This is a genomic window from Moorena producens PAL-8-15-08-1 (assembly GCF_001767235.1).
GTDB lineage: Bacteria > Cyanobacteriota > Cyanobacteriia > Cyanobacteriales > Coleofasciculaceae > Moorena > Moorena producens_A.
The window spans coordinates 1,479,695-1,503,467 of sequence record NZ_CP017599.1; the positions used below are offsets into that span (position 1 = coordinate 1,479,695).

A 23,773-nucleotide genomic window follows, 5' to 3' on the forward strand; every position below is an offset into this window, starting at 1 on the left:
TCAATATGAGTATAATAATTACTATATATTTATTCTGTATTTATGGATAACACAGTTTTCTTGGGTATGGGCACTTTGGAGGAGTGGCTAACAGTATTAGGTTATGCATCCTTAATTGCTTTTGTTTTTTGGCGCGTGATGCTCACAAAGCCGAAGTGATAGCTATTGACATACTCTAGCAAAGGGAACAGGGAACAGGGAACAGGGAACAGGGAACAAAAATTATCACAATTCTATTTAGGTACTCTATCCCGATAACGTAGGTTAGAGGATGAGCGCGATCGCTTTTAGCGTGGCCATAGGCCAATCGCCTTTGGCGTGGCCATAGGCCAATCGCTTTTAGCGTGGCCATAGGCCAATCGCTTTTAGCGTGGCCATAGGCCAATCGCTTAGCGGCTCTATTCGCTTAGCGTGGCCTTTGGCCTTAAGAGAATCGCATTCTTTTATATAAAGGTTTTTAAGACGATAGCTGTTCAAGTCGTTCAGCGAGCCATACTTTAATAATTGACTGACGGGTGACCCCCAATCGTTTTGCTTCCCGATCCAATGCTTCAATCATCCAAGTTGGGAAATCAACATTAACTCGTTTCTGCTCATATCCAGGACGTTTAGCATGGGAAAGGTCTAAGAATTCAGTAATGTCTTCCCCCTGATCGAATTTGGCATCAAATTCTGTTGCTTTCATAAATGGCTACCTCTTCTTTTCGCGATCGCCGGACTGAGATAATCCGTACTCTGTTTTGTCGATAGGTAATGATGGCTGACCAGCATTTTTGAGCGATTTTACCGATGACAAAAAATCTCGCTTCGTCCTCTGTTCGAGCAGGGATTTCCACTCGATTAGAATCGTCCCATATCTGTTGTGCCTCTTTGAAGTTGATTCCGTGCTTTGCTAAGTTAGATTGGCTTTTAGAGTCGTCAAATTCAAATTCCACATCATATTGGTATAAATATTATACCAATAATATACTAAAAGGGCATCCCAGTCGAATGGGTTAGTTTGATATCACTATGCTATCATAATAGTGTAAGCATTAGTGAAAACCATGACCAATTTAAGTCTAAGAGATATTCCTGAAGAGCTTTACCAACAGATTAAAGACATGGCTGCCCGAGAACGCCGTTCTGTCAATCAACAGATTTTAGTGTTATTGGAACGGTCTGTGCGACTCTCCCAGCGACCGTCAGCAGAGGTTCTCAAAGGAATTGATCGCACTAGAGAAAGCATCTTTGCCCGAGTTGGTATTATGCCTGATTCAGTGGAGCAAATTAATCAAGACCGGAACCGATAATGCTATTGGTGATTGACAGTAGCGTTGTTGCTAAGTGGTTGTTTGTGGAGCCATTAACCAAACAGGCTTTGGCTGTGCGTAACGATTGGGAGTTATCCAGAGTAGATTTAATTGCGCCAGAATTGATGCTAGCAGAAGTCGGAAATATTATCTGGAAAAGACAAAGAGTGGGTTTGATTACTGAGCCAGAGGGAAATAGTCTCATTGCCCACCTACTAGCACTCTCTGTGCCAACAGTAGAGACAGAAACTATTCTACCCAGAGCCTATAGTTTGGGAGCAGCTTTTGAGCGGACTGTCTATGATGCCCTCTATCTAGCCTTAGCAGAGGCAATGGCAGCTAAGTTCATCACGGCAGATCTGCCCTTGTATAATGCAGTTAGTGGGAATTTACCATTCATTGACTACTTAGGGAATTACTAAGTTGACTTTTTCCCTGCTTGAAACACAACCAAGAAGTCACAACAGTGATGGTCTTAAGAGGTTGTCTGAGAAGTATCATTTGCTACATCCAAGCCCCCTAAATCCCCCAATTTTGCGGTGCGACCCGTGGCGAATTTAATTCGCCTACGGAAAGCGCACCGGGGGGGACTTTTAGAAGCAAATTGACTCTTGTTCCCCCCAAAGTTGGGGGGCTAGGGGGGCAAAATTCAGTATCAAAAAACTTGGGAGATATCCTCTAAGGCCAAAGGCCACGCTACGGGAACAGAGCCGCTACGGGAACGCACTAAAAGAGCATCGCACTCGAATAGTTTTGTTTTGGATCAGACGATAAATCTTAAGTTAAGCAGGTGCACAAAATTAATTACACATTTTGCAAAATTCAAAGCCTTACGCTGTAAGGGTTACAGAGATTCGTAGTAGGAAATTAATTTTGTTTAGGTGCTTAGATGCGCTCCCAGGTTAGATAATGATGATTGCCATCTTGAGTAGGTGTACTCAATACTAGCCTGCTATCTGATGAAAATTCAAAAGTACGTTCCAAGTCTGTACCAGTCCAGTCAGGAATAAGGCTAACTTCCACATGATGAACGACTTTGTTTCCTTTAATTTCATATTTACCGCTATAGGAAATGTAGTTAGTGGATGCGTGAAGATATCTAAAGATACCTTTAATATACTTCCACCCATTGATTAATAACCAGGGTTTTAATAAGACTTGTCTTGCTTTGATAAGCTCTTCAGTAGGAATATCAATATTCGGGCGATTTTCTCTCATAATGGTAGCAGACATATGTTGATATTCTGTGTATGTAAGATAACCAATGGGATTTTTACCCATTGGGTGGGAAACGTTTCCCTTTGGAGTTTTACTTTCCCAATAAATCAGCTTCCAAGTACCAACAAAATTAGTGTTTGTCATCTTTTCATCCTTATGTATTTAAATTAGTTATCAGTTATAGCGCTACGCGCAAGGCAAGAGGCAAGAGGCAAGAGGCAAGAGGCAAAAGTTCACTACACAAGGTTTTCAGCTTGTATCAATGTCCTAACTTTAATGCGTAGTGCTATATCAGTTATTTACCCACACGGTAGTCGTACACAATTCGTGATTTTGTGCGGCTTGTTCTAAGTAGGAGCCTCTAGAAACTAGAGGGGTATGACTTAGGTAACCTGCGGGAAAATATCCCATAGTGTTATAACTGTTCATTGGATAGCGGTGAAAACCCGCTCCTTTAGGAGATAAGTGACTGTGCGATTCGTTGACTAGAAACCACACCCTATAAAGGTATGGGAGATTAGTCGCAAGGTAACTGAACCTTGACAACTTGATAACCATGTTGGTGAAATACCAACCCGGAGACAAAACCTTAGAATAGTGCAGCCTTAGTACAAAACCTTACTCCTATGATGCCTAACCTGCTGACCATAAAGGCTGCACTATTCTTTCGGTAACTTCTGACCCTCGTGAAATCCGAGTGACAGCCCTACCCCTAATCACTGAGAAGTAACAAACTCTAGGTTAAAGCGGGGTCGAATAGTGAAGCTCTACCAGCTAAAGGTGGAGTTAGTAACAGGCAGTTGAACTCATGGGTACGCAAGGAAGATACACCAGAACCATCGTCAGTCTCAAGTAGCGAAACAAGCTGACACGCTACAAGCAAAAAGCTAACGGAACATAAAGGATTATAAGGTTAGTCACTTTTATAATGATTTCACTAAGTTCCCGGTGGAGAGTATCACCCTAAAAGTCCAGAGAATGGTTATCAGGAACGAAATAACTCCATAGGTGCTCTCAAGAAGGTCGATTCTTGAGTAGGTAGTTAGCCGCATGGCCTATGTGAGAAAGATTAAGTCAGAAGCCAACGCCTGGAGTAATATCCAGGATATGCTGACGGACTTACGTTGTAGGAAAAGATATAGCTATGAGTAGTAATTAAAATGTCTAAAACTCGGGGGTTCGCCCCAAAGGTGGAATGGAATACGGTTAACTGGCGGAAGCTGGAACAAACTGTATTTAAGTTACAAAAGCGGATATATCAAGCCTCTCAACGTGGTGACGTGAGCGTGGTAAGAAAACTGCAAAAGACCCTGATGAAATCTTGGTCAGCAAAAATGATTGCGGTCAGAAAGGTTACCCAACAAAACAAGGGCAAAAAGACTGCCGGAATAGACGGGAAAAAAGCCTTAACCAATAGGCAAAGACTCGACTTAGTAGTCAGCCTAAAAATCTACCGAAAGCCACAACCAACTAGAAGGGTCTGGATACCCAAACCTGGAAAGTCAGAAAAGCGGCCTCTAGGGATACCAACCATATACGACCGGGCTTTACAAGCACTTGCCAAACAGGCATTAGAACCTGAATGGGAAGCAATCTTTGAAGCGAACTCTTATGGTTTCCGACCAGGACGGTCTTGTCATGACGCCATCGGGGCAATATATTGTAGCATCAATAAAAAACCCAAGTGGGTATTAGATGCCGATATATCCAAGTGCTTCGATAAAATTAACCACAATGTTCTCTTAACAAAATTAAATGCTTATCCATCCATGAGGCGATTAGTCAAACAATGGCTAAATGCAGGAGTGATGGATAAGGGCACATTCTCCCCTACAGAAGAGGGTACTCCTCAGGGTGGCATTATCTCACCACTCTTAGGGAACATAGCTCTCCACGGAATGGAAAACCGGATTAAGGAATTCGCTGGAAGTTTACCTGGTGAAAAACAGAAGAACAAAAAAGCATTAACCTTCATCCGATATGCAGATGACTTTGTCATATTGCACAAAGACCAAGAAGTGGTAAAAGAATGTCAAAGAATCATTGAGGTCTGGCTAAAAGACATAGGCTTGGAATTAAAACCAAGTAAAACCAAAATAACCCACACTTTTGACGGATTTGACTTCCTCGGATTCAATATCCGACAACATAAAGTAGGGAAAAACTGGTCAAAACAAGGTTTTAAAACCTTAATCAAGCCATCCGAAAGAAAAGTGAAAGAGTATTATGAGCGACTTGCAAAAGTCATTGACAGACACAAAGCCGCTCCACAAGAAGCTCTCATCAAGCATCTCAAACCCATTATAAGAGGATGGTGTAATTACTACAGCGCCGTTGTAAGTAAGAAAACCTACTCCAAAATGGACAACTTACTCTGGAACAAACTCCAAAGATGGGGATACAGGAGACACCCCAACAAATCCAAGACCTGGGTGAACAAGAAATACTGGGGAACTAAGGTTGAGAAACCTAAAAAACCCTGGGACGCCCCGAAGATAGACAACTGGGTATTCATGACCAAAGAGGATAACTACCTCCCGAAACATGCCAAAACTCCAATAGTCAGGCACATAAAGGTAAAAGATATCCGGAGTCCTTTCGACGGCGACCTAATTTATTGGAGTACCCGGATGCAGAAACATCCTGAAATGACCAGCTCATTGGGAAGACTTTTGAAAAGGCAAAAAGGGAAATGTGCTCACTGTGGTCTCACCTTTAGGACAGAAGACTTGTTGGAAATACACCATATCAAACCACGTTCACTTGGTGGAAGTAACCTAGACAAGAATCTAGAATTACTACACCTACATTGCCACGATGAAAAACACGGAAAGAAAATCAACTCTAATGAGTTAGATAACAATCCGTTCTAGAGGTACCAATGACAATGGTTCCTATGATGAGGAGCCGGATGAAGGGAAACTTTCACGTCCGGTTTTGAAGACGAGTCAGTGAGGCGACTCACCGGCTTAGTTTAATCCCTACCTTGGCCACACCGAGTAGACTGACATTCTTACAGAGTGAAGCTGGCACCAGGGCGCAATCAGACTAGTCTCAGATGCTAGACACTGGCGCTAACGGGGAAGGTGACAAGGGTAACAGTAGCAAAAGTCCTGAAAAAGCGTCTAACGAATGAGCCGCAATCTGATAGAGCCAAAGCGAGACTTTATTCCCGATTATCATCACAGTGTTCTAAAATTGACGACTGTAATCTCCGATGTGGGAATAGGCGAATTGGACTGCCCTAAATCACCATAACAATCTAGTGAATGGAACAAGTAAAAACGACAGCAATAATGAGTCTGTAGACAGGTCGAACCTACAGTAAGTTATGTCAAACTTAATCCTCACTGTCGGGTAGGATGTCACCGGAAACTGGTGACGGGTATTCAGAGTATACAAGTTCTAGGAGAGCATAGGTAGACGCATGTCAAATAGATATAGCGACCTCTGGAAAAGCCAAAAGTGGAAGAAACTCCGCCAGAATCTTTTCCGCCTACAAAAACGAGTATATAAAGCAGTTCGAGCTGGTGACTTGAAGAAAGCCCGGTCTCTACAGAAACTGATAATGAAATCCCGAGCAGCACAGCTTTTTGCAGTCCGCCAAGTGACACAGCTAAATAAGGGAAAAAAGACAGCTGGAATTGATGGCAAGTCAAGCCTCAATTACAGACAACGCATGGAACTGGTTGAAGCATTGAACGACTATGCCTCCGACTGGAAGCATAGCCGACTCCGTGAAGTCCCAATCAAGAAAAAGAACGGGAAAATCCGGATGCTTAAGATACCAACCATAGCCGACAGAGCATGGCAATGTTTAGCAAAATTCGCTCTAGAACCTGCACATGAAGCCACATTTAGTGGCAACAGCTACGGATTCAGAACAGGTAGATGCGCACAAGATGTCCAAAAACGTTTATTTGACCAACTAAAATCAAACTGTAACGGCATCAACAAACGCGTCATCGAACTAGACATCAAGAAATGCTTTGACCGCATTTCCCACACCTCCATCATGGATAGATTGCTAGCCCCTGCATGCCTGAGAATGGGGATTTTCAGGTGTCTCAAAGCAGGCATCAATCCAGAATTCCCGGAGCAGGGAACTCCCCAAGGCGGGGTAGTCAGCCCACAAAAGCGCCAATATCGCACTCAACGGAATAGAAGATATACACACCAGCCTGCGATACGCAGATGATATGGTGTTTATACTAAAGCCAAAAGACGACGCTGATAAAATCCTCCAAAAAGTTAAAAACTTTTTGGCAGAAAGAGGGATGGAAATCAGTGAAGAAAAGACCAAGCTAACTAAAACGACAGACGGATTTGACTTTCTGGGGTGGAAATTCCGCGTCAGAAAAGACGGAAAGTTCTCATGCATTCCCTCAGAGGAAAATCATAGAGCAATCCGCCAAAAGATTAAAGCCGTAGTCAACAACTCAAACTATGGTGCTGAAGTAAAAGCCAAAAAGCTAGCCCCTATCGTTCGCGGATGGCGTAATCACCACAACAGTTGTGATATGAGCAGCTCTAGGGATTCGCTATGGTTCATGAACCTCACTGCCCACCGAAAGTTCCGAAAGGAAAAGAAAGTAAGTCGGTATAGAGCAAATGAACTATGTCAAAAGGCATTCCCAAAAGTAGGATACAGACAAAACCAACACGTGAACGTAAAGGGGACTAAGTCACCCTACGACGGCGACTTAGTCTATTGGAGTAAAAGGAATTCACGCCTATACTCTGATACTATCTCCGACGCATTGAAAAAGCAAAACCATTCCTGTGGACACTGTGGATTGAAGTTTTTAGAAGACGAATCTGTACACCTCCATCACATTGATGGAAACCACGACAATTGGTCTAAAAAGAACTTATTAGCAGTTCATCAAAGCTGCCATCAACAGATACACTGGAGCACCCCTAAGGGGGAGAATATCCAGGAGCCGGATGAGATGAAAGTCTCACGTCCGGTTCTGAATCGGAGGTGCCCCGGGTAATACCGGGCATCGACCGTAACAGCTCCCATTACCTTTACGAGATCCTAGCCAAACCACTACATCGTTACCACGACCGATATATCAGCCCAGAGCATCATTATCCTTGGCTTGGTGCCTTAATAACGCACCCGACACCGGATGCGATCGCGTAGCGTGACCAAAGGTCAATCGCTTTTGCCGATTCCCGATTCCCTACACCCTACACCCTACTCCCTACACCCTACTCCCTACTCCCTACTCCCTACTCCGAAGCTCCTCACAACCAATTTCCCAGCAAAATAAAAGCCGACCAGTAAATGGGGTGATTATATGCCTCGCTCTGCAACAGATCCTGTTGAGCTTGACGTAACGCTTCAGCCTTGGTAACATTGCCCTTAGCTAACCTCTGATAGAAGCGAGTCATTAACTCTGTAGTGGCTACATCGTCCACAGACCAGAGACTGGCAAGGGTACTGCGTGCACCAGATCGCACTGCTACTCCAGCCAATCCCAACGCCGCTCGGGAGTCTCCTGCGGCTGTTCTACAAGCACTGAGGACGAGTAATTCGATGGGATTTTTTTGCTTTTGATCGGCTGAGATCAGAGTATTTAACTCATTGATATTGATCTCCTCGTCCCAGGTCAGCAGAAAGGTTTCTTCAGCGACTGAACTAAATTCACCATGAGTGGCCAGATGAACGACTTCGTAAGCAGAGGTATTAACTTCTGTATTGAAGTTCGATTCAGTAAAGGACTCATTGAGTAAAATCAATGAGGGAACTTCGGCGTTGATATTCTCTAATTCCACCTTCACCCCAGGAAGTGCTCCTAAATTGGGACGATGGGGACGAACTTCCGCCACTCCAGCACTTAGAACCGAAACGTTTTGTCTGACATTGGCTTGAGAGTCGATTAATTGTAAACTAGGTGCTACAGCAATACTGTATTTCTCGATGGAATAGCGTTCCCCGTCATAAAGCACAGACATGGGAATATTGCGCAAAGCCCCATCGGGGATAAATACTAGAGTGCGGATGTTACTGTTGGCTAGTTCAGCTTCAATCGGACCGATTAACCAGTCGTGTATTGTTTGTAAGTTTTCCTTTCTCAGAGCTCGCCAAGGGCTAGTAATATTTCTGATTACCGAAGCCAGTTGGTGTTCTATTTCTGGTTGAGGTAAGTTAGTGGTGATCTGGCGCAGAGGTTGTCCGGGCAAGGTGACAATTACTTCGAGGCGGTCTGGCAAGATAATGGTATAGAAGATCGCGGCTTTCGGGTCAATTTCGTCGATATTAACTGGTTTAGCATCTAGACAGGTATCCCGAAAAAAGTTGTCTAGTTCTGCTAGTTGTAGGGATTCAATTACATCTCGTGCTTGTTTGAGGTTTTCTTGAGATGCATTCGGTTCTAGGAGTAGTCCTACTAATTCTCGGTAGACTGGTTCAACCCTCTCTCGAAACCCAAACTGAATATCGCTACTAATGGCGACTAGGTCGCTACGGATATATTTGAGGGTTTGCACGGATTGAGAATAGGCCGCGCGAGCGCCTTTTTTATCTTCTTTTAGAGGTTGTCTGAGAAGTCTCATTTGCTACATCCAAGCCCCCTAAATCCCCCAATTTTGGGGGACTTTTAGAATAAAATTGACTCTTTTTCCCCCCAAAGTTGGGGGGCTAGGGGGGCAAAATCCAGTATAAAAAAACTTTTCAGATATCCTCTTAGATTTAGAATTCTGCCCAGTTGCCATTGCCATTGATAGGCTAAATCCGGAGCCTGGATTTCTTGAGCAATTAGTAAGGCTTTTTCGGTCAAGTCTTGGGCTTCATCAAGACGTGATTGGTTTTCGTATAATGTCCCCAAGTTACCGATGGCTTCAGCTTCGGCTCTTTTATCTCCTAAATCCCTAGCCAGCTTAATGGCATCCGCGAGATAAGTAGCCAGGGAGTTGGGAGTTGTCAGTTGTGAATTTTGACTTTTTAATAGGGTTTTAGCTAGCTGAATTCTAGCATTGATTGCGGTTTTACTGGGAGATAATGTCCTTAAGGTATAGTCGATAGCAGGCAATAACGCTCTGGCTTGTGACCACTCTTGTTTAGCTATCAATACACTCAGTTGATTTAATTGTCCCTGAATCTTCAGATGGGGTAAGGGAGATTCCTCCACAACCCGTTGATAGAAATTCAAAGCGTCTTCTGTTTCACCTTTTAATCTAGCTGTATCTCCTAAACTGAGAAGATTTTCAGCAATCAAGGTCTGATTTGGTAATGTTTCCGCTATGGCTAAACTTTGTTGTAAAATTGCTTGAGATTCCTTGAATTTACCTACTCGGCGCAGCACATCACCTAGGTATTGTAGGGCGGTACTTTTGAGGCTGCTATCAGGTTGGTTTTGGAGAGTTTCCTGGATTTCAGTTAAGGTTTTAGTGGCTTGATTATACAACCCTAATACTCGGTAGGCTTGCACCTGGTAAATCTGACTTTCTGTTAATCTAGTTAAGTCTCCGATATCTTGGTAGATAGCACTCGTTTGCTGCCAAGTTGATAAGGCTTTTTCCCCCTGACCTAGTGATAAGTAGACTTGTCCTTGTACTTCTAGAATTTGGGCTTGTAATTGTTGACGTTCTGTGGTATTATCAAGTTGTGATAGTTGGCTAAAACTCTGGGATAGTGTTTGTTTAGCTTGGTCTAGGTCTCCCAAGGTTTGATAAACTAAAGCTAGATTTACTAAGCAATTAATCTGACCAATAATGTCGCCACTCTCGGTGTAGTTACTAATCATTTGCTCTAACAACAGTATCGCCTCTTGATATTGCCCTGTTTCATAGAGGTGTTGGGCTTGTTGGTCTAGGGAATCGGGAAGCGGGAATCGGGAATCGGGAATCGGGAATTGGGAATCGGGAATTGGGAATCGGGAATCGGGTGTGATTGCTGGAGAATTTGATAATGCTTTCCCGGATGGCAGGAAGCAGGTTAATGCGATTGCAAATATAAATGATAGTTTTTTCATGTCCCTATTCCCGACTCCCGACTCCCGACTCCCGACTCCCGACTCCCGAATGGCAATCAAGATTGGGCAATATCTGCTCCACAGGAGTACCCCTAAACGGTTGCGCCGTCAGAATAATCGTGCCATCCTTTGCTATTACCCAGCCTTGGGCTTCGATAATCACTTTTTTGTCTTGAGGGGGTCTGACTGTTCGCGTAGCGTGGCCTTTGGCCTTAGGTTGCTTTTGTAATGCTTGTCTGCTGCTGGCTAAGCCAGGACGAGAGAGCCAGCCCACTGTTCTGTCAGTATTAATCACCGGATCGTCTGCACTAGCTGGTAACCCGCCTTTTCCGCTAATGGTAAAGGAACTGCCGCCAGCAATCCGATTATTCTCAAAGCCACAAAGGTCATTGGCCAGGATGGCTTCTGCGTCTACCGGGCTTCCTGGCAATTCGGTTAAGCCTGAGGTCGGGTCTACTGAGGTTTTGAGTATGACTTGACCGTTGAAGGATGGGCCAAGTTCGGAGGTGGCGGTGATGTCATTTTCTGGAGTTTCACGGTCTCGAAACTCTAAACCAAAGATGCCTTTTGCCTTAATGGTCACACTACCTCCTCGGCCTTGTTGAGCATTAGCTGTGATGTCGCTATTTCCCAGACCGACTAGGGTATCAGTATCAATGACTATATTGCCCCCAGTGGTATTCTCAGCGTCAGTGGTAATCTTGCTTTTGTTGAGGAGTCGGATGTCACGGGAAGATAGAGTAATATTGCCTTTGTCTCCTCCTGTTTCTGCTGTGATGATTCCATTGTTGTTTAGGAAGATGGAGTCGGCATTAATATCTACGGTGCCTGCTGAACTGCCCTGTTCAAGGCTTCTAGCACTAACTCGTGCTCCATCAGAGACAATTAACTGCTCACTGCTAATCTTCAAATCTCCTGCATTTCCTGTCCCTTGAGTGGCAGTAAACAAGCCGCTGCCAAACCGACCATCGGCTGATCTACCAATCAGTTGAACACTAGAGGAGGCATCCACAGTCAAATTTCCCCCGTCCCCAAGACCAAAAGTGCCAGCTGAAACTTGTGCTCCATCAGAGACCATTAACTGCCCAGTGGTAATATTCAACTCTCCCGCTTTTCCTGCCCTTTGAGTGGCAGTAAACAAGCCGCTGGAAAACTGACCATTGGCTGAGGTACCAATCACTTGAACACTAGAGGAGGCATTCACACTTAAGCTTCCCCCGTCCCCAAGACCAAAAGTGCCAGCTGAAACTTGTGCTCCATCAGAGACCATTAACTGCCCAGTGGTAATATTCAACTCTCCCGCTTTTCCTGCCCTTTGAGTGGCAGTAAACAAGCCACTGCCAAACCGACCATCGGCTGTTGTACCAATGAGTAGAACCCTAGAGTCGGCATTCACAGTCAAATCTCCGCCGTCCCCTTCACCAAAAGTGCCAGCTGAAACAACTGCTCCATCAGAGACCATTAACTGCCCAGTGGTAATATTCAAATTTCCCCCATTTCCTGTGGCTCCTGGAAAAACTTGGGCTCTCAAAGCGCTGAGAGTACCATCAGCCGATACACCAATTACTCGAACAGATTCAGAGGCATCCACTGTCAACTTTCCCCCCTGTCCTGAGCCCAATACATTTGTATTTATTTGAGAACCACCCTCAAGACTCAACTGTGAAGCCTCAACCACTATCCCACCGCCATTCTGACTTCTGAGGGTACTCGCTAATACACGAGAGCGATCGCGTAAACTCACATTAGCTCCCTGCACCTGCATACTCCCACCACCTTCCCCACTGGTAGTGACAAAAGCACCGTCGGACAAACTAATATCCTGAAACTCTTGAACTGGTGAATAATCCAACACAAAACTAGTATCGGTTGGTGTCAATTTCACCACACCATTAGAACCAACACTCCCCAGCTCAATCCGTCCATTAAATGCCCATAGAGCGCCACCAGGAATAGTAACCTCACCACCAATTAGCCCTATGGTTTGACCATCTGGTACCTGAAACTCCCTAGACTGATTAGTAATACTTCCTGGATTTGAACCATATTGCAACCCAGATGGTATATTAATAGTTAATAACGGTTTCCCATTGGGATTTTTAGCGCTAAATACTGTGCCATCGTCAAACAACACACTATCAGCAGTACTCCCAAAAAATGACCCTCCCACATCCAGTCTGCTATTGGGACCGAAGACAATACCGTTTGGATTTATCACAAATAAGTTAGCATTGCCCAACACTCCCAGAGTTCCTAAAATATTGGAAATATTACCTCCAGTTACGCGACTCAAGATGTTGGCAATTCCAGCAGGTAAGCCAAAATAAACTCGCCCGAACTCTGCCACATTGAAATCTGAAAAGCTGTGGAAGAGATTACTGTCTCTAATCGCGCCACCTTCTATCAAATCTGCCAGGTTACCGTTAACATTGACATTGGGGGTTACCACAGAGCTGACCTTCCCCAGGGTATTATCTGGGGTGATTTGCCCTAATGCCGTAGTTGCACCCAGTAGAGAACACAGCACAAAGGGACTTGCTGCCACAAGTCGGTCAATCCGAGGTTTCATGTTAATCAGTAGAGCTCCCGATGTCTCGAATTATTTCATAACATACCCGTTGATTATGTTAATTTTTATTAAGTCAATAGGGCAGTAGCCAAGGATGGATCTCAATCCATGAAAAAACACTCTTTGGCAATAGAATGCTAATATCATGTTATAGCAATTCTACGACTTGTGAGGTACAAATTTATGGTTTTTAGGGAACAGGGAGCAGGGAGCAGGGAGCAGGGAGCAGGGAGCAGGGAAGAGGGAAGAGGGAAGAGGGAAGAGGTAAAAAATAATGTGTACCTCATGAGTCCTAGAAACGCTATATAACAATTACCCTTAATAAAAATATTCCCTATTTCCATATCTACCCACACTTCTTTTAGTTATAGATTTACAATTATTACATGCACCCATATGACTATACCAATCCGTGTAGGAATTGTGATAATTTTTGTTACCTTTTCCCTACTCCCTACTCCCTACTCCCTGTTCCCTGTTCCCTGTTCCCTGTTCCCTGTTCCCTTTGGTATATGACTACAGCAACTAATCCGACTCAGATTAACTCTGGTATTGGCGGTACCAAAAATTTCTACAACTGGAATTGGCAAGACAGACAGTATCGAGTGGTCTACGAAACTATCGGCGCAGGAAACCCCGTACTGTTACTGCCTGCTTTTAGTACCGTTTCTAGTCGTACAGAAATGAAAGGTATTGCCAATCTACTCGCTACCAACTATCAAGTTACCGTTCTAGATTGGTTAGGATTTGGCGAGTCTCAATGCCCTCCTGTGGATTACAATCCTGTATTATTTCAGCAGTTATTAGCAGATTTTGTTAACTCTGTTTTTAATAATAGCTCAATTATTTTAATGGCTGCCGGTCATGCTTCCGGATACGCTTTGAAATTTGCCCAAGATAATCCAGATAGTATTTCTAAACTAATTTTAGTGGCTCCCACTTGGAAAGGACCGTTAAGAGTAATGGGTTTACCGGATGGAGTGAGAAACGGAGTAAAAAACCTAGTGCGATCGCCCTGGTTAGGTCAGACTCTATACTATCTCAACACTACCCCTTCATTTCTGCGCTTGATGTATAAACGCCACGTCTATGTGGATCAGAGCAAACTAACTCCCGAATTTATCGCCCAAAAACACAAAATCACTTCCAAAGATGGCGGCAGATATGCCTCGGCTGCCTTTGTTACTGGCACAATCGATCCTGTAGCTAATCGGGAGGAATTTTTGCAGCTTTTAGGCTCTGTTCCCATGCCCGTATTAATGATATTAGCGGAAAATGCGCCACCTAAATCAAAAGCGGAAATGATAGCGATGGCGGAGTTAGAACAGGTGCAAACCGTTCGATTGGCTGGAACGTTAGGTATTTCTGAAGAGTATTATGAAGCGGTAACAGCAGTGATTGAGGATTTTATTTAGCTATTTAGCGGACACTTTTATCGCAGTTATCAGCGACTTTTTTGCTACTTGAGTCCTGGGTTTAGGGAGCAGGTAAGCATTCAGCTATCAGCTATCAGCTATCAGCTAATGCGCTACGTCCCAGGGTCGAACTCTGTGCCACCACAGGCTAGAAGCCTGTGCCACCTTGAGGTGCTTTTGAATAAAATAAGCTGACCACTGACCACTGACCACTGAACGCTTACCGCTTACCGCTTACGAAAATACAGGATTTAGCATAGCTATAATAAACCCTATATAGCGAGATTAAAATTCAGTCTGGAGTAAAACTATATGTCAGATTTGCTTAAAAGAATTACCATTAATCCGAGACAGTGCGGTGGTCGCCCTTGTATTCGAGGTATGAGAATTAGAGTATCCGATGTACTGGATTTGTTTGCGGCTGGACTGAGTGCTGAGCAAATCTTAGCAGAAATGCCTGATTTAGAAGCAAATGATTTGCAGGCAGCACTTCTATATGCCTCACGTAAGCTTAATCATCCGGTGCTGGTGCCATGACAATTTGGGTAGACGCAAATTTGTCGCCTGGGATTGCAACTTGGATTAACAATACTTTTGGAGTGACAGCATTAGCTTTACGGGATATTGGTTTGAGAGATGCTGAAGATCCTGAGATTTTTGAGGCAGCAAAGGCTCAAAGCGTTATCTTCATGACTAAAGACAGTGATTTTGTCGATCTAGTCGATCGCCTTGGCTCACCACCTCAAATTATCTGGTTGACCTGTGGTAACACCTCAAATGATCGGTTGCGAGAAATTTTGACTGTTACTTTACCAGAAGCACTAGAGCTTCTACGGTCTGGTGAAACATTAGTTGAAATTAGGGGAGACTAGCAGCAGAAGCTAACAAATCCCTGAACCAAAATCGAGCATGGCCAGCCTGTTGATTAGCAAAAATTATTCTCGTTCGCTTATCTTCACCGTTATCTCAACAAACAATACTCATTTCACCATTAGGGAGATCGCTTGAAGTAATCCCCATTTGCTATAATTTTTATCTAACATATCCCATTTTTAGCCTGATTTATGCAGATACAGCTAGATTTTATTCTACTGCCCTTAAGAGTAAGAAAATATTCAACTTTTCTTCCACTCATTTTCTGAGAATCCAGATTACCAGTAAATATGATTTATTTTGTGATATAATTTCTAAACTAATTTTTGTCAGTTTTGTAATAATAATGCTTGAGACGAATAACATTGCTACGATCATCTCAAGTACCTGAACTTGGTTCAGGTGACCTGACCTTGACTTTTTCAAGGAATGACATCTATAATAATCATTGGTATTATTCTATATAGGGTAGATATAGGTCAAATTTATCAAATTTATCCCCTATAGGATCTATATCCAGAAAGTTTCGGAATGATAAATAGTTAGACAGAGTAGACTTAAGATTTCTTTGCTGGTTTAGGTATATCGTGATTAATTTGATAAGTGACTAATAAGTTATGAAGTTAGAAGCCGTTAATATTAAAAACTTTAGAAGTATTCAAGAGGTCGCACTTGAATATTGCGGTTGCTTTAATGTAATTGTTGGAAAAAATAACGCGGGAAAATCGAATATACTACTAGCGGTAAATGCTTTCTTTGAGTCATTGAATAAGGGTGAGCCTATTGTTCTTGAACCACCCATAGGTGAATCTATTGACCACTATGAAAAGTCACAAAATAAAGCTATTGAAATAACCATGTTTTTTAAGATTTCTCTTGATGAAAGGGATAGCTTGCTACAGGATATTGTTGATGAATCTCCACAAGTAAAAAACTCAGTGGAAAGGATTGAGCTAGACTTGAGATTAGCTGTTACCCAAGAGGTAATGACTTATCCAAAAAAATTCGCGTACGTTAAAAGAATAGCACTGTGTAAATATAGTAGTTCAACCAGTTCAGAAAAAGAAATTGTTCACACTATTCTTGAAATTAATTCTGACGCAGCACAAGAACTATTTACTAAGGAAAGCCGCGCACAGGAATTAGAGGATGAAATAGAACAGGTAAAATTACTGACCAAAGAACTGGTTAGATTTTCTGATGAAGATGAGTGGAAGCAATTCAAGTCTAATGAATCTTCTTTTAAAAATAGATTACTTTATCCACATAGAATGAACTTCATACATACCTCTCGAATATCAATTTCACTATCAGATAAACTAGATAAACTTATTCAGTCTACAGATTCAAAAAGTGATTTTAGTCATGCTATTGAATCTTTAATAGATAATATGCAAGAGAAAGCTAATAATTTGCGTTCAGATCCAATTCAGAATCGAATTGATAGCTTTGCTGGACGAGAAGATTCGGTTCCAAGATATGCACTCAATTTAATAAAACAAATTGGCGAGATGAATGTTTTATATCTTACTGAACGGCGAGATCCAATAGGAAAACGCGAAGCTGCAAAATTGCTTGATCTCAAAGTTACAAGAGGAGGGCCAGAAAAGCTTCGTGCCATCCAAAATACAGTGTCTGCCTTACTTGGAGTTGATATTGATGCATTTGCAGCAAAAGATAGCCCAATGTATAGCATCAGGGAAGAACCAGAAGCAGAACTCGATGTGGATAAATTCCTGGTTGAAGTAAATGGATCGGGAATTCGTGAAGCATTAAGACTAATCTTAGATTATGAACTTAATCACCCAAATATACTGCTTGTTGAAGAGCCTGAAATACATTTGCATCCTGCTCTCGAAACTAGCATAATGAGGTACTTAAAAACTATTGGAAAAGACTGCCAAATCTTTATTACAACTCACTCTACTAACTTTTTAGATACGGCAGAAATGAATAATGTTTATCTCGCATCTCGCCACACATCAACCAATATTAAACTTATTAATGTTGAGGAAGAAGAAGAAAGTATTCTCCGTGAGCTTGGCATTAGGCTAAGTTCTATTTTTATGTTTGATCGATTGGTTTTTGTGGAAGGACCTACTGATGAAGATGTTATCCGGGAGTGGGCATTGATATGTAACATCAATCTTGCACAGGCAAGTGTAGGCTTTGTATCAATGGGAGGTGCCAGAAATCTAGCCCATTTTGCGACTGAAGCAACGATTAATTTCCTTACTAAAAGGCGTATATCAATTTTCTTTGTAATTGATCGTGATGAGCGCGATGTTTCAGAAATAGATCGTTTGACAGATAGAATTGGTGATAATGCCAAACTAATAGTCTTGAAGAAACGAGAATTGGAAAACTATCTTCTATGCCCAAGAGCAATTTCCAAGTTTATAGAGTATAAGCACCTGCTTGCAGGAGAAAAGACAGATAATATTCCTATTATATCTGAATCTGATATAGAGACGGCTATTGATACATGTGCTGACGATCTCAAAGATTTTGTTATAGAGCGAAAAGTGACTAAAATTACTTGTAGTCCAATTTATCCAAATCGCAGTGCAGTGCTGAGTGATGACTCTGATAAATCTTTGCTTACTAAGCTAAAAAATGAGTACCAAAGACAGAGACAAGAGTTATCCAAAACCGAACAAGATTTAGAAGAAATAATTAAAGAACAAACTTGTCAAGTAAAAAAAATTTGGCAAAGTAAAAAAAAGGACTTAGTACCAGGTGATATTTTGCTGGATAATGTATGTCAACGTTTTGATGTGAGATTTAATAAACAGAAAGACTCAGCAAGACTAGCTGCGCTGATGGAAGAGAATGAAATTGACTCCGAGGTAAAAGATCTAGTTAAAAGCTTTGCAGAATTGTCTCAGACAAGTTAATTTATGGACGGTTTTAATTTATCAATGCTGTGCAGTTCATAGCTGTCTCAACAATGTCATTGTAGTGGATTGGCGAAAGCGATCGCAAACTGACTGCGATGCTCTTACAGAGCAGCTACGCGATCGCTAACTGCGCAGCGATCGCACCAATACAACTATTCTGCAAATCCCCCCCTTATTAAGGGGGGTTAGGGGGGATCCCCCACTCCAAAATCACTGCAACCCTTCCAACAACTGCTCCAACGCCCTATCAAGAGCTTCCCCTAACTTACTGCCATCTTTTCCACCAGCTTGGGCCAAGTTAGGTCGTCCACCGCCACCACCACCGCAAATAAGAGCGATCGCACCAATAAACTTCCCAGCCTGCAAGCCTTTCTGATTAACACCCTTACTAAAGGCTGCCACTAAACTGACCTTGTCGGGGCTAGGCACTGAACCCAACACTACCGCACTTTCTCCCAGCTTCTGCTGTAGCTGTTGCGCAACACTTTTTAAGCCCTCTGGTTCTACTCCCTCCATCTTGGCAACCAAAACCTTGAACTCACCGACTGACTTAGCTTCCGCTAACAACTGGTCAGATTTTGCCAAAGCCAGTTGTTGCTTGAGGGCATCTAACTGTTTATTAGTAGCCTTGAGTTCCTGTTGTAAATTACTAATCCGCTCAGGTAACTCTTCCGGTTGTGCCTTAAAGCGATCGCATAAATCCTTAACCACCTTATCCCGCACATTCAGATAATCCAGCACCGCCGGTCCAGCCACTGCTTCTATCCGCCTAATCCCAGAGGCCACCCCTGCGGAAGAGATAATCTTAAACACCCCAATCTCAGCAGTATTGTTGACATGGGTACCACCACACAATTCCATCGAGACACCAGGGAAATCAATCACCCTGACCTCCGAGCCATACTTTTCCCCAAACATAGCGGTTGCGCCCTTAGCCTTAGCTTTTGTCAAAGGCATCACCTCCACATCTGCGGTATGGGCTTCACTAATCCAAGTATTAATTTGTGCCTCAATTTGGTCTAACTCTTCCGATGTCAGAGCGCGAGGGCAATTGAAGTCAAAGCGCAAACGGTCAAAAGCCACCAAAGAGCCTGCCTGAGAGATGCTTGGGTCAACAATTTTTTTCAGAGCCGCTTGCAGTAAATGAGTCGCACTATGGTTAGCTTGAACTCGACGGCGACAAGCCCGGTCAATTTGAGCCGTTACTGTTGTGCCTACCGTTAGATTTCCCCGTTCGACAGTACCGAAGTGGACAAAGAAATCCGATTCCTTCTGAACATCTTCGATGCGAACCAATAGCGCATCCCCAGACAGATAACCGCGATCGCCTATTTGTCCCCCAGATTCCGCATAGAATGGGGTCTGATCCAAAATCACCTGGACCTTACTCCCAGCTCCAGCGGATTCCACCGACTTCCCATCAACTAGCAAAGCCTCTACCTTAGCCATGGACTGCGCTTCAGTGTAACCCAGGAATGCCGTACTATCGATCTGTTCCCCTAGCTGGTCTAAGCTACCCTGTACTGTTAAATCAATAGTTTCATGGGCAACTCTAGCCCGTTCCCGCTGGCGTTCCATTTCCACCTCGAAGCCATCGAGGTCTACCGTTAAGCCCTGTTCTTCAGCAATTTCCTCAGTTAATTCCACTGGGAAACCATAGGTATCATAGAGGGTAAACGCATCTGTGCCAGAAATCTGCTTAGGCTTCTTAGCCAAAATCTCAGCTAGCAGCTTCTCACCCCGTTCCAGGGTTTTCAGGAATTGAGACTCTTCCCGCTCCATTTCCGCTTTGATAGTTTTTTCCCGTTCCCGCACATTAGGATAAGCGGATTCAGATAATGCGATCGCTGTTTGAGCCACTTCCCAGGTAAATTCCCCATCAATCCCAATCAAACGGCCATGACGCACCACTCGACGCAGCAAACGGCGCAACACATAACCCCGTCCGGTGTTAGAAGCCGTAATCCCATCGGCGATCATATGAACAATTGCCCGGATATGGTCACCAATAACCTTCAGAGAAACCTTCGTCTTCTCATCACTCTTGCTATAGTTAACCCCAGCAATTTCCGCTGCCGTTTTTACAATCGGGAAAATTAAATCAGTTTCATAATTATTCGGCACTTGCTGGAGGATTTGCGCCATCCTCTCCAGTCCCATCCCCGTATCAATATTTTGTTTCTGTAACGGGGTGCGGTTACCTTCCGCATCCTGGTTGTATTCCATGAATACCAGGTTATAGAACTCAATAAACCTGGTATCATCTTCCAAGTCAATGCTCTCGTCTCCCAGTTCTGGGTGAAAATCGTAGTAAATTTCCGAACACGGACCACACGGACCGGTTGGACCGGATTTCCAATAATTATCCTCCTCACCCAAGCGCTGGATGCGATGGGCTGGGATGCCAATTTTATCCCGCCAGATCCCAAACGCTTCGTCATCATCCCGAAACACACTCACTACTAAGCGTTCTGGTGGCAAACCGAATACCTCTGTAGAGAGTTCCCATGCCCATGCGATCGCTTGTTCTTTAAAATAATCCCCAAAACTAAAATTCCCCAGCATCTCAAAAAAAGTATGATGCCGTGCCGTGCGTCCCACATTCTCAATATCATTGTTGCGGATACATTTTTGGGCAGTAGTGGCGCGAGGGAATTCCGACTGACGTTGTCCTAGAAAAATCGGTTTAAACGGCAACATTCCCGCAATGGTCAGCAACACCGTCGGGTCTTCGGGTACTAACGAAGCACTTGGCAATACATTGTGTTGCCGTTGGGAATAGAAATCGAGGAAAGTTTGCCGGATTTCGTTACCGCGCAAATAATTAGGGATATCGGGCATGGTTTTCTACAAGTCAGCGTTAGGGTATGGGCATATGGTAGATAAACCCTGATCGCTATGTTTCTTAATTTACCTATTATCCATTCTTACAGAGGTTTGCTAGAAAGCCCACCCTTTATAGGAGAGCAAACCATTGTGATGGTTGGAGGTTGAAGGTTGATAGGTTGAAGGTTGATAGGTTGAAGGTTGATAGGTTGAAGGTTGATAGGTTGAAGGTTGATAGGTTGAAGGTTGGAGGTTGGATGGTTGAAGGTTGGATGGTTGGAAGGTTGGATGGTTGAAGGTTGGATGGTTGAAGGTTTGATGGTTGGTTGGAGGTTGGATGGTTGAAGGTTGATAGGTTGAAGGTTGATAGGTTGAAGGTTTGATGGTTGAAGATTAGAGGCTTAACAACTGAAAGCCGGATGTATAACTAGCAATCTGTAACGTTAAACCTGTTACATATAACCTGCAACCTTCAACATCTAACCTGCAACCTTCAACATCTAACCTGCAACCTTGGCCTATTGGCCACGCTACGCGAACAACCTGTAACCTTCAACCTTCAACCTGTAACCTTCAACCTGCAACCTTGGCCTATTGGCCACGCTACGCGAACAACCTGTAACCTTCAACCTTCTTAATCTAATCGTTGCAGTTTGTAAAGACTCCTGAACTTTAATAACAAGTATTCGGAATCTCCAGAAAGCCGTGTTAGCTTAAAAGAGTGGAAGTCATCCTTCAGAGAAAAACCTGAAGCCAAAAACCAAATGGGCATAGATAAGATGATTTCCAACGGTCTATGACCCAGCCACAGTAGGCACCAATCGAACATAGCATGAAGTGGCGAGGAACCAACGGAAGTTGGGGAAAGCCAAACCAAAGTCCGGAAAGACGCGACTGTGTGAGATTTAGTATTAGGTGTATCTGTGAAGTTTGCCAACCGTAGTAGTGATTCAAAACTGGTAGTCAGAAAGTTAACTCGTTGAAAATTTGTCTTTTTTCACTCGAATGGGTCTAGTCAATCCTGGCTAGACCCTTTGAGTATTGGGGAAATGTATTGGGGCAATCCCAGACAAATTAGAAATGATTGCTGCAACCTACCATTAAAGTTGATCAAAGCTTTGGAGCTAAAAAGCAATTAACAGTTCACCCTTGACCCGACATGCTTCATACTTTTTCATCTAATTGTTGCAGTATGTAAAGACTCCTGAACTTTAACAACAAGTATTCGGAATCTCCAGAAAGCCGTGTTAGCTTAAAAGAGTGGAAGTCATCCTTCAGAGAAAAACCTGAAGCGACAAACCAAATGGGCATAGATAAGATGATTTCTACCGGTCTATGACCCAGCCACAGTAGGCACCAATCGAACATAGCATGAAGTGGCGAGGAACCAACGGAAGTTGGGGAAAGCCAAACCAAAGTCCGGAAAGACGCGACTGTGTGAGATTTAGTATTAGGTGTATCTGTGAAGTTTGCCAACCGTAGTAGTGATTCAAAACTGGTAGTCAGAAAGTTAACTCGTTGAAAATTTGTCTTTTTTCACTCGAATGGGTCTAGTCAATCCTGGCTAGACCCTTTGAGTATTGGGGAAATGTATTGGGGCAATCCCAGACAAATTAGAAATGATTGCTGCAACCTACCATTAAAGTTGATCAAAGCTTTGGAGCTAAAAAGCAATTAACAGTTCACCCTTGACCCGACATGCTTCATACTTTTTCATCTAATTGTTGCAGTATGTAAAGACTCCTGAACTTTAACAACAAGTATTCGGAATCTCCAGAAAGCCGTGTTAGCTTTAAAGAGTGGAAGTCATCCTTCAGAGACAAACCTGAAGCAACAAACCAAATGGGCATAGATAAGATGATTTCCAACGGTCTATGACCCAGCCACAGTAGGCACCAATCGAACATAGCATCAAGTGGCGAGAAACCAACGGAAGTTGGGGAAAGCCAAACCAAAGTCCGGAAAGACGCGACTGTGTGAGATTTAGTATTAGGTGTATCTGTGAAGTTTGCCAACCATAGTAGTGATTCAAAACTGGTAGTCGGAAAGTTAACTCGTTGAAAATTTGTCTTTTTCCACTCAGATGGGTCTAGTCAATCCTGGCTAGGCCCTTTGAGTATTGTCGTCAATCGATCTAAGTTATTGGTAAGGATTAACATTCCTACCTTGGGCTGCGAGCTTTAAGGGGAAGCTGATTAACGGCTGTAAAAAAAACTGATGGAGAATTGACGATGGCAGTAGTACAGTTAAAAGTTCCCAGTATTGCGTGTGATGTGTGTGCCAAGACCATTACCGAAGGTATACTCCAACAAGAGCCAGACTCTAAAGTCACAGTGGATGTAACATCAAAGACGGTTAGAGTTGAAACCGAAGCGTCTGAAGAGTCAATTAGACAGATCATAACCACTGTCGGTCACACCGTGGAGTAAGGTAGTGTACATTTAATCGAGCTATTTGGTACTTAAGGCCTTGGCCGTTGGCCACGCTTGGCCTTTTGCCACGCTGCTTGAGGTGCGAATGGCCACGCTACGCGAACGGAACAAGTGGTCAATCCCTCTGCTACTCTCCCCCTCGTCTTGAGTATGCAAATTAGATGGGTGACAGCTGAATCAAAATTGTCTTGATGCAAAGCGCGAGTGGGGGAAACCACGGCAGTTGCTCATGGTTTGTTCGCGTTCGCCTTTGGCGTGGCCTACGG

The 23,773-nt window shown here is 43.4% G+C and carries 21 protein-coding genes; 12 read left to right on the forward strand and 9 right to left on the reverse strand.

Annotation, left to right across the window (positions count from 1 at the left end; all coding sequences use genetic code 11):
- Positions 1 to 175: 175 nt before the first annotated feature.
- The 3 genes from BJP34_RS42515 to BJP34_RS05660 form a co-directional block, all read right to left on the reverse strand.
- On the reverse strand, positions 176 to 352 hold the full coding sequence (locus BJP34_RS42515; RefSeq protein ID WP_158517033.1) for a hypothetical protein: 177 nt from the start codon (positions 350 to 352) through the stop codon (positions 176 to 178).
- A 105-nt stretch (positions 353 to 457) separates the two neighbouring features.
- Positions 458 to 685, reverse strand: a complete 228-nt coding sequence (brnA, locus tag BJP34_RS05655) for a type II toxin-antitoxin system BrnA family antitoxin (protein ID WP_070391500.1) — start codon at positions 683 to 685, stop codon at positions 458 to 460.
- Positions 666 to 935 carry a BrnT family toxin gene (locus BJP34_RS05660; protein ID WP_070391501.1) on the reverse strand — a complete coding sequence of 90 codons (270 nt, stop codon included), beginning with the start codon at positions 933 to 935 and terminating at the stop codon, positions 666 to 668. Before BJP34_RS05660 ends, brnA begins: the two co-directional genes overlap by 20 nt.
- 111 nt (positions 936 to 1,046) lie before the next feature.
- Here BJP34_RS05660 and BJP34_RS05665 point away from each other — a divergent pair, with 111 nt between their 5' ends.
- Complete coding sequence (locus BJP34_RS05665; protein ID WP_070391502.1) at positions 1,047 to 1,292, forward strand: FitA-like ribbon-helix-helix domain-containing protein; 246 nt, start codon at positions 1,047 to 1,049, stop codon at positions 1,290 to 1,292.
- A complete protein-coding gene (locus BJP34_RS05670) occupies positions 1,292 to 1,714 on the forward strand; it encodes a type II toxin-antitoxin system VapC family toxin (RefSeq protein ID WP_070391503.1) in 423 nt (140 codons plus the stop codon). Before BJP34_RS05665 ends, BJP34_RS05670 begins: the two co-directional genes overlap by 1 nt.
- Before the next feature lie 463 nt (positions 1,715 to 2,177).
- Here BJP34_RS05670 and BJP34_RS05675 read toward each other — a convergent pair whose 3' ends face one another.
- On the reverse strand, positions 2,178 to 2,654 hold the full coding sequence (locus BJP34_RS05675; protein WP_070391504.1) for a lipocalin-like domain-containing protein: 477 nt from the start codon (positions 2,652 to 2,654) through the stop codon (positions 2,178 to 2,180).
- Between the two features lie 1,016 nt (positions 2,655 to 3,670).
- On the opposite strand from BJP34_RS05675, the gene ltrA reads away from it, so the two are divergent.
- From ltrA to BJP34_RS45430, 4 genes are all read left to right on the forward strand, one after another.
- Positions 3,671 to 5,383, forward strand: a complete 1,713-nt coding sequence (gene ltrA / locus BJP34_RS05680) for a group II intron reverse transcriptase/maturase (RefSeq protein ID WP_070390566.1) — start codon at positions 3,671 to 3,673, stop codon at positions 5,381 to 5,383.
- Between the two features lie 554 nt (positions 5,384 to 5,937).
- Complete coding sequence (locus BJP34_RS49940) at positions 5,938 to 6,708, forward strand: reverse transcriptase N-terminal domain-containing protein (RefSeq protein ID WP_324611022.1); 771 nt, start codon at positions 5,938 to 5,940, stop codon at positions 6,706 to 6,708.
- 1 nt (position 6,709) lies between these two features.
- Positions 6,710 to 7,507 carry a group II intron reverse transcriptase gene (locus tag BJP34_RS49945; RefSeq protein WP_324611023.1) on the forward strand — a complete coding sequence of 266 codons (798 nt, stop codon included), beginning with the start codon at positions 6,710 to 6,712 and terminating at the stop codon, positions 7,505 to 7,507.
- 138 nt (positions 7,508 to 7,645) lie between these two features.
- Positions 7,646 to 7,789, forward strand: a complete 144-nt coding sequence (locus BJP34_RS45430) for a hypothetical protein (RefSeq protein ID WP_168166497.1) — start codon at positions 7,646 to 7,648, stop codon at positions 7,787 to 7,789.
- Here BJP34_RS45430 and BJP34_RS05690 read toward each other — a convergent pair.
- From BJP34_RS05690 to BJP34_RS42520, 4 genes are all read right to left on the reverse strand, one after another.
- Positions 7,764 to 9,074 carry a CHAT domain-containing protein gene (locus BJP34_RS05690; RefSeq protein WP_229424257.1) on the reverse strand — a complete coding sequence of 437 codons (1,311 nt, stop codon included), beginning with the start codon at positions 9,072 to 9,074 and terminating at the stop codon, positions 7,764 to 7,766. The two genes, BJP34_RS45430 and BJP34_RS05690, sit on opposite strands and share 26 nt — an antisense overlap.
- A gap of 44 nt (positions 9,075 to 9,118) precedes the next feature.
- On the reverse strand, positions 9,119 to 10,552 hold the full coding sequence (locus BJP34_RS05695; protein ID WP_229424258.1) for a tetratricopeptide repeat protein: 1,434 nt from the start codon (positions 10,550 to 10,552) through the stop codon (positions 9,119 to 9,121).
- Positions 10,497 to 13,061 (reverse strand): filamentous hemagglutinin N-terminal domain-containing protein, encoded by a 2,565-nt coding sequence (locus BJP34_RS05700; protein WP_070391505.1) that lies wholly within the window; start codon positions 13,059 to 13,061, stop codon positions 10,497 to 10,499. Before BJP34_RS05700 ends, BJP34_RS05695 begins: the two co-directional genes overlap by 56 nt.
- Positions 13,062 to 13,204: 143 nt before the next feature.
- Complete coding sequence (locus BJP34_RS42520) at positions 13,205 to 13,348, reverse strand: hypothetical protein (protein ID WP_158517034.1); 144 nt, start codon at positions 13,346 to 13,348, stop codon at positions 13,205 to 13,207.
- 225 nt (positions 13,349 to 13,573) lie between these two features.
- Here BJP34_RS42520 and BJP34_RS05705 point away from each other — a divergent pair, with 225 nt between their 5' ends.
- The 5 genes from BJP34_RS05705 to BJP34_RS42525 all read left to right on the forward strand — a co-directional run bounded on the left by BJP34_RS05705 (position 13,574) and on the right by BJP34_RS42525 (position 18,376).
- Entirely contained in the window at positions 13,574 to 14,476 is a 903-nt protein-coding gene (locus BJP34_RS05705; RefSeq protein WP_070391506.1) for an alpha/beta fold hydrolase, read from the forward strand.
- Between the two features lie 312 nt (positions 14,477 to 14,788).
- A complete protein-coding gene (locus BJP34_RS05710) occupies positions 14,789 to 15,013 on the forward strand; it encodes a DUF433 domain-containing protein (RefSeq protein ID WP_070391507.1) in 225 nt (74 codons plus the stop codon).
- On the forward strand, positions 15,010 to 15,348 hold the full coding sequence (locus BJP34_RS05715) for a DUF5615 family PIN-like protein (protein WP_070391508.1): 339 nt from the start codon (positions 15,010 to 15,012) through the stop codon (positions 15,346 to 15,348). Before BJP34_RS05710 ends, BJP34_RS05715 begins: the two co-directional genes overlap by 4 nt.
- 618 nt (positions 15,349 to 15,966) lie before the next feature.
- The gene (locus BJP34_RS05720; RefSeq protein ID WP_070391509.1) at positions 15,967 to 18,246 is read left to right on the forward strand and encodes an AAA family ATPase; all 2,280 of its coding nucleotides are present in this window, start codon (positions 15,967 to 15,969) and stop codon (positions 18,244 to 18,246) included.
- On the forward strand, positions 18,221 to 18,376 hold the full coding sequence (locus tag BJP34_RS42525) for a hypothetical protein (protein ID WP_158517035.1): 156 nt from the start codon (positions 18,221 to 18,223) through the stop codon (positions 18,374 to 18,376). Before BJP34_RS05720 ends, BJP34_RS42525 begins: the two co-directional genes overlap by 26 nt.
- A gap of 83 nt (positions 18,377 to 18,459) precedes the next feature.
- Here the strand turns inward: BJP34_RS42525 and alaS are convergent, their stop codons facing one another.
- Positions 18,460 to 21,090 (reverse strand): alanine--tRNA ligase, encoded by a 2,631-nt coding sequence (gene alaS / locus BJP34_RS05725; RefSeq protein ID WP_070391510.1) that lies wholly within the window; start codon positions 21,088 to 21,090, stop codon positions 18,460 to 18,462.
- A gap of 2,216 nt (positions 21,091 to 23,306) precedes the next feature.
- On the opposite strand from alaS, the gene BJP34_RS05730 reads away from it, so the two are divergent.
- A complete protein-coding gene (locus BJP34_RS05730; protein ID WP_070391511.1) occupies positions 23,307 to 23,504 on the forward strand; it encodes a heavy-metal-associated domain-containing protein in 198 nt (65 codons plus the stop codon).
- Positions 23,505 to 23,773: the final 269 nt, after the last annotated feature.

What these genes read in the sequence shown, in the direction of transcription:
- BJP34_RS42515 (WP_158517033.1), bottom strand. Translation starts at nt 352, where the DNA reads ATGGCCACGCTAAAAGCGATTGGCCTATGGCCACGCCAAAGGCGATTG.
- brnA (WP_070391500.1), bottom strand. Translation starts at nt 685, where the DNA reads ATGAAAGCAACAGAATTTGATGCCAAATTCGATCAGGGGGAAGACATT.
- BJP34_RS05665 (WP_070391502.1), top strand. Translation starts at nt 1,047, where the DNA reads ATGACCAATTTAAGTCTAAGAGATATTCCTGAAGAGCTTTACCAACAG.
- BJP34_RS05670 (WP_070391503.1), top strand. Translation starts at nt 1,292, where the DNA reads ATGCTATTGGTGATTGACAGTAGCGTTGTTGCTAAGTGGTTGTTTGTG.
- BJP34_RS05675 (WP_070391504.1), bottom strand. Translation starts at nt 2,654, where the DNA reads ATGACAAACACTAATTTTGTTGGTACTTGGAAGCTGATTTATTGGGAA.
- ltrA (WP_070390566.1), top strand. Translation starts at nt 3,671, where the DNA reads ATGTCTAAAACTCGGGGGTTCGCCCCAAAGGTGGAATGGAATACGGTT.
- BJP34_RS49940 (WP_324611022.1), top strand. Translation starts at nt 5,938, where the DNA reads ATGTCAAATAGATATAGCGACCTCTGGAAAAGCCAAAAGTGGAAGAAA.
- BJP34_RS49945 (WP_324611023.1), top strand. Translation starts at nt 6,710, where the DNA reads ATGGTGTTTATACTAAAGCCAAAAGACGACGCTGATAAAATCCTCCAA.
- BJP34_RS45430 (WP_168166497.1), top strand. Translation starts at nt 7,646, where the DNA reads ATGCGATCGCGTAGCGTGACCAAAGGTCAATCGCTTTTGCCGATTCCC.
- BJP34_RS05690 (WP_229424257.1), bottom strand. Translation starts at nt 9,074, where the DNA reads ATGAGACTTCTCAGACAACCTCTAAAAGAAGATAAAAAAGGCGCTCGC.
- BJP34_RS05700 (WP_070391505.1), bottom strand. Translation starts at nt 13,061, where the DNA reads ATGAAACCTCGGATTGACCGACTTGTGGCAGCAAGTCCCTTTGTGCTG.
- BJP34_RS42520 (WP_158517034.1), bottom strand. Translation starts at nt 13,348, where the DNA reads ATGAGGTACACATTATTTTTTACCTCTTCCCTCTTCCCTCTTCCCTCT.
- BJP34_RS05705 (WP_070391506.1), top strand. Translation starts at nt 13,574, where the DNA reads ATGACTACAGCAACTAATCCGACTCAGATTAACTCTGGTATTGGCGGT.
- BJP34_RS05710 (WP_070391507.1), top strand. Translation starts at nt 14,789, where the DNA reads ATGTCAGATTTGCTTAAAAGAATTACCATTAATCCGAGACAGTGCGGT.
- BJP34_RS05715 (WP_070391508.1), top strand. Translation starts at nt 15,010, where the DNA reads ATGACAATTTGGGTAGACGCAAATTTGTCGCCTGGGATTGCAACTTGG.
- BJP34_RS05720 (WP_070391509.1), top strand. Translation starts at nt 15,967, where the DNA reads ATGAAGTTAGAAGCCGTTAATATTAAAAACTTTAGAAGTATTCAAGAG.
- alaS (WP_070391510.1), bottom strand. Translation starts at nt 21,090, where the DNA reads ATGCCCGATATCCCTAATTATTTGCGCGGTAACGAAATCCGGCAAACT.
- BJP34_RS05730 (WP_070391511.1), top strand. Translation starts at nt 23,307, where the DNA reads ATGGCAGTAGTACAGTTAAAAGTTCCCAGTATTGCGTGTGATGTGTGT.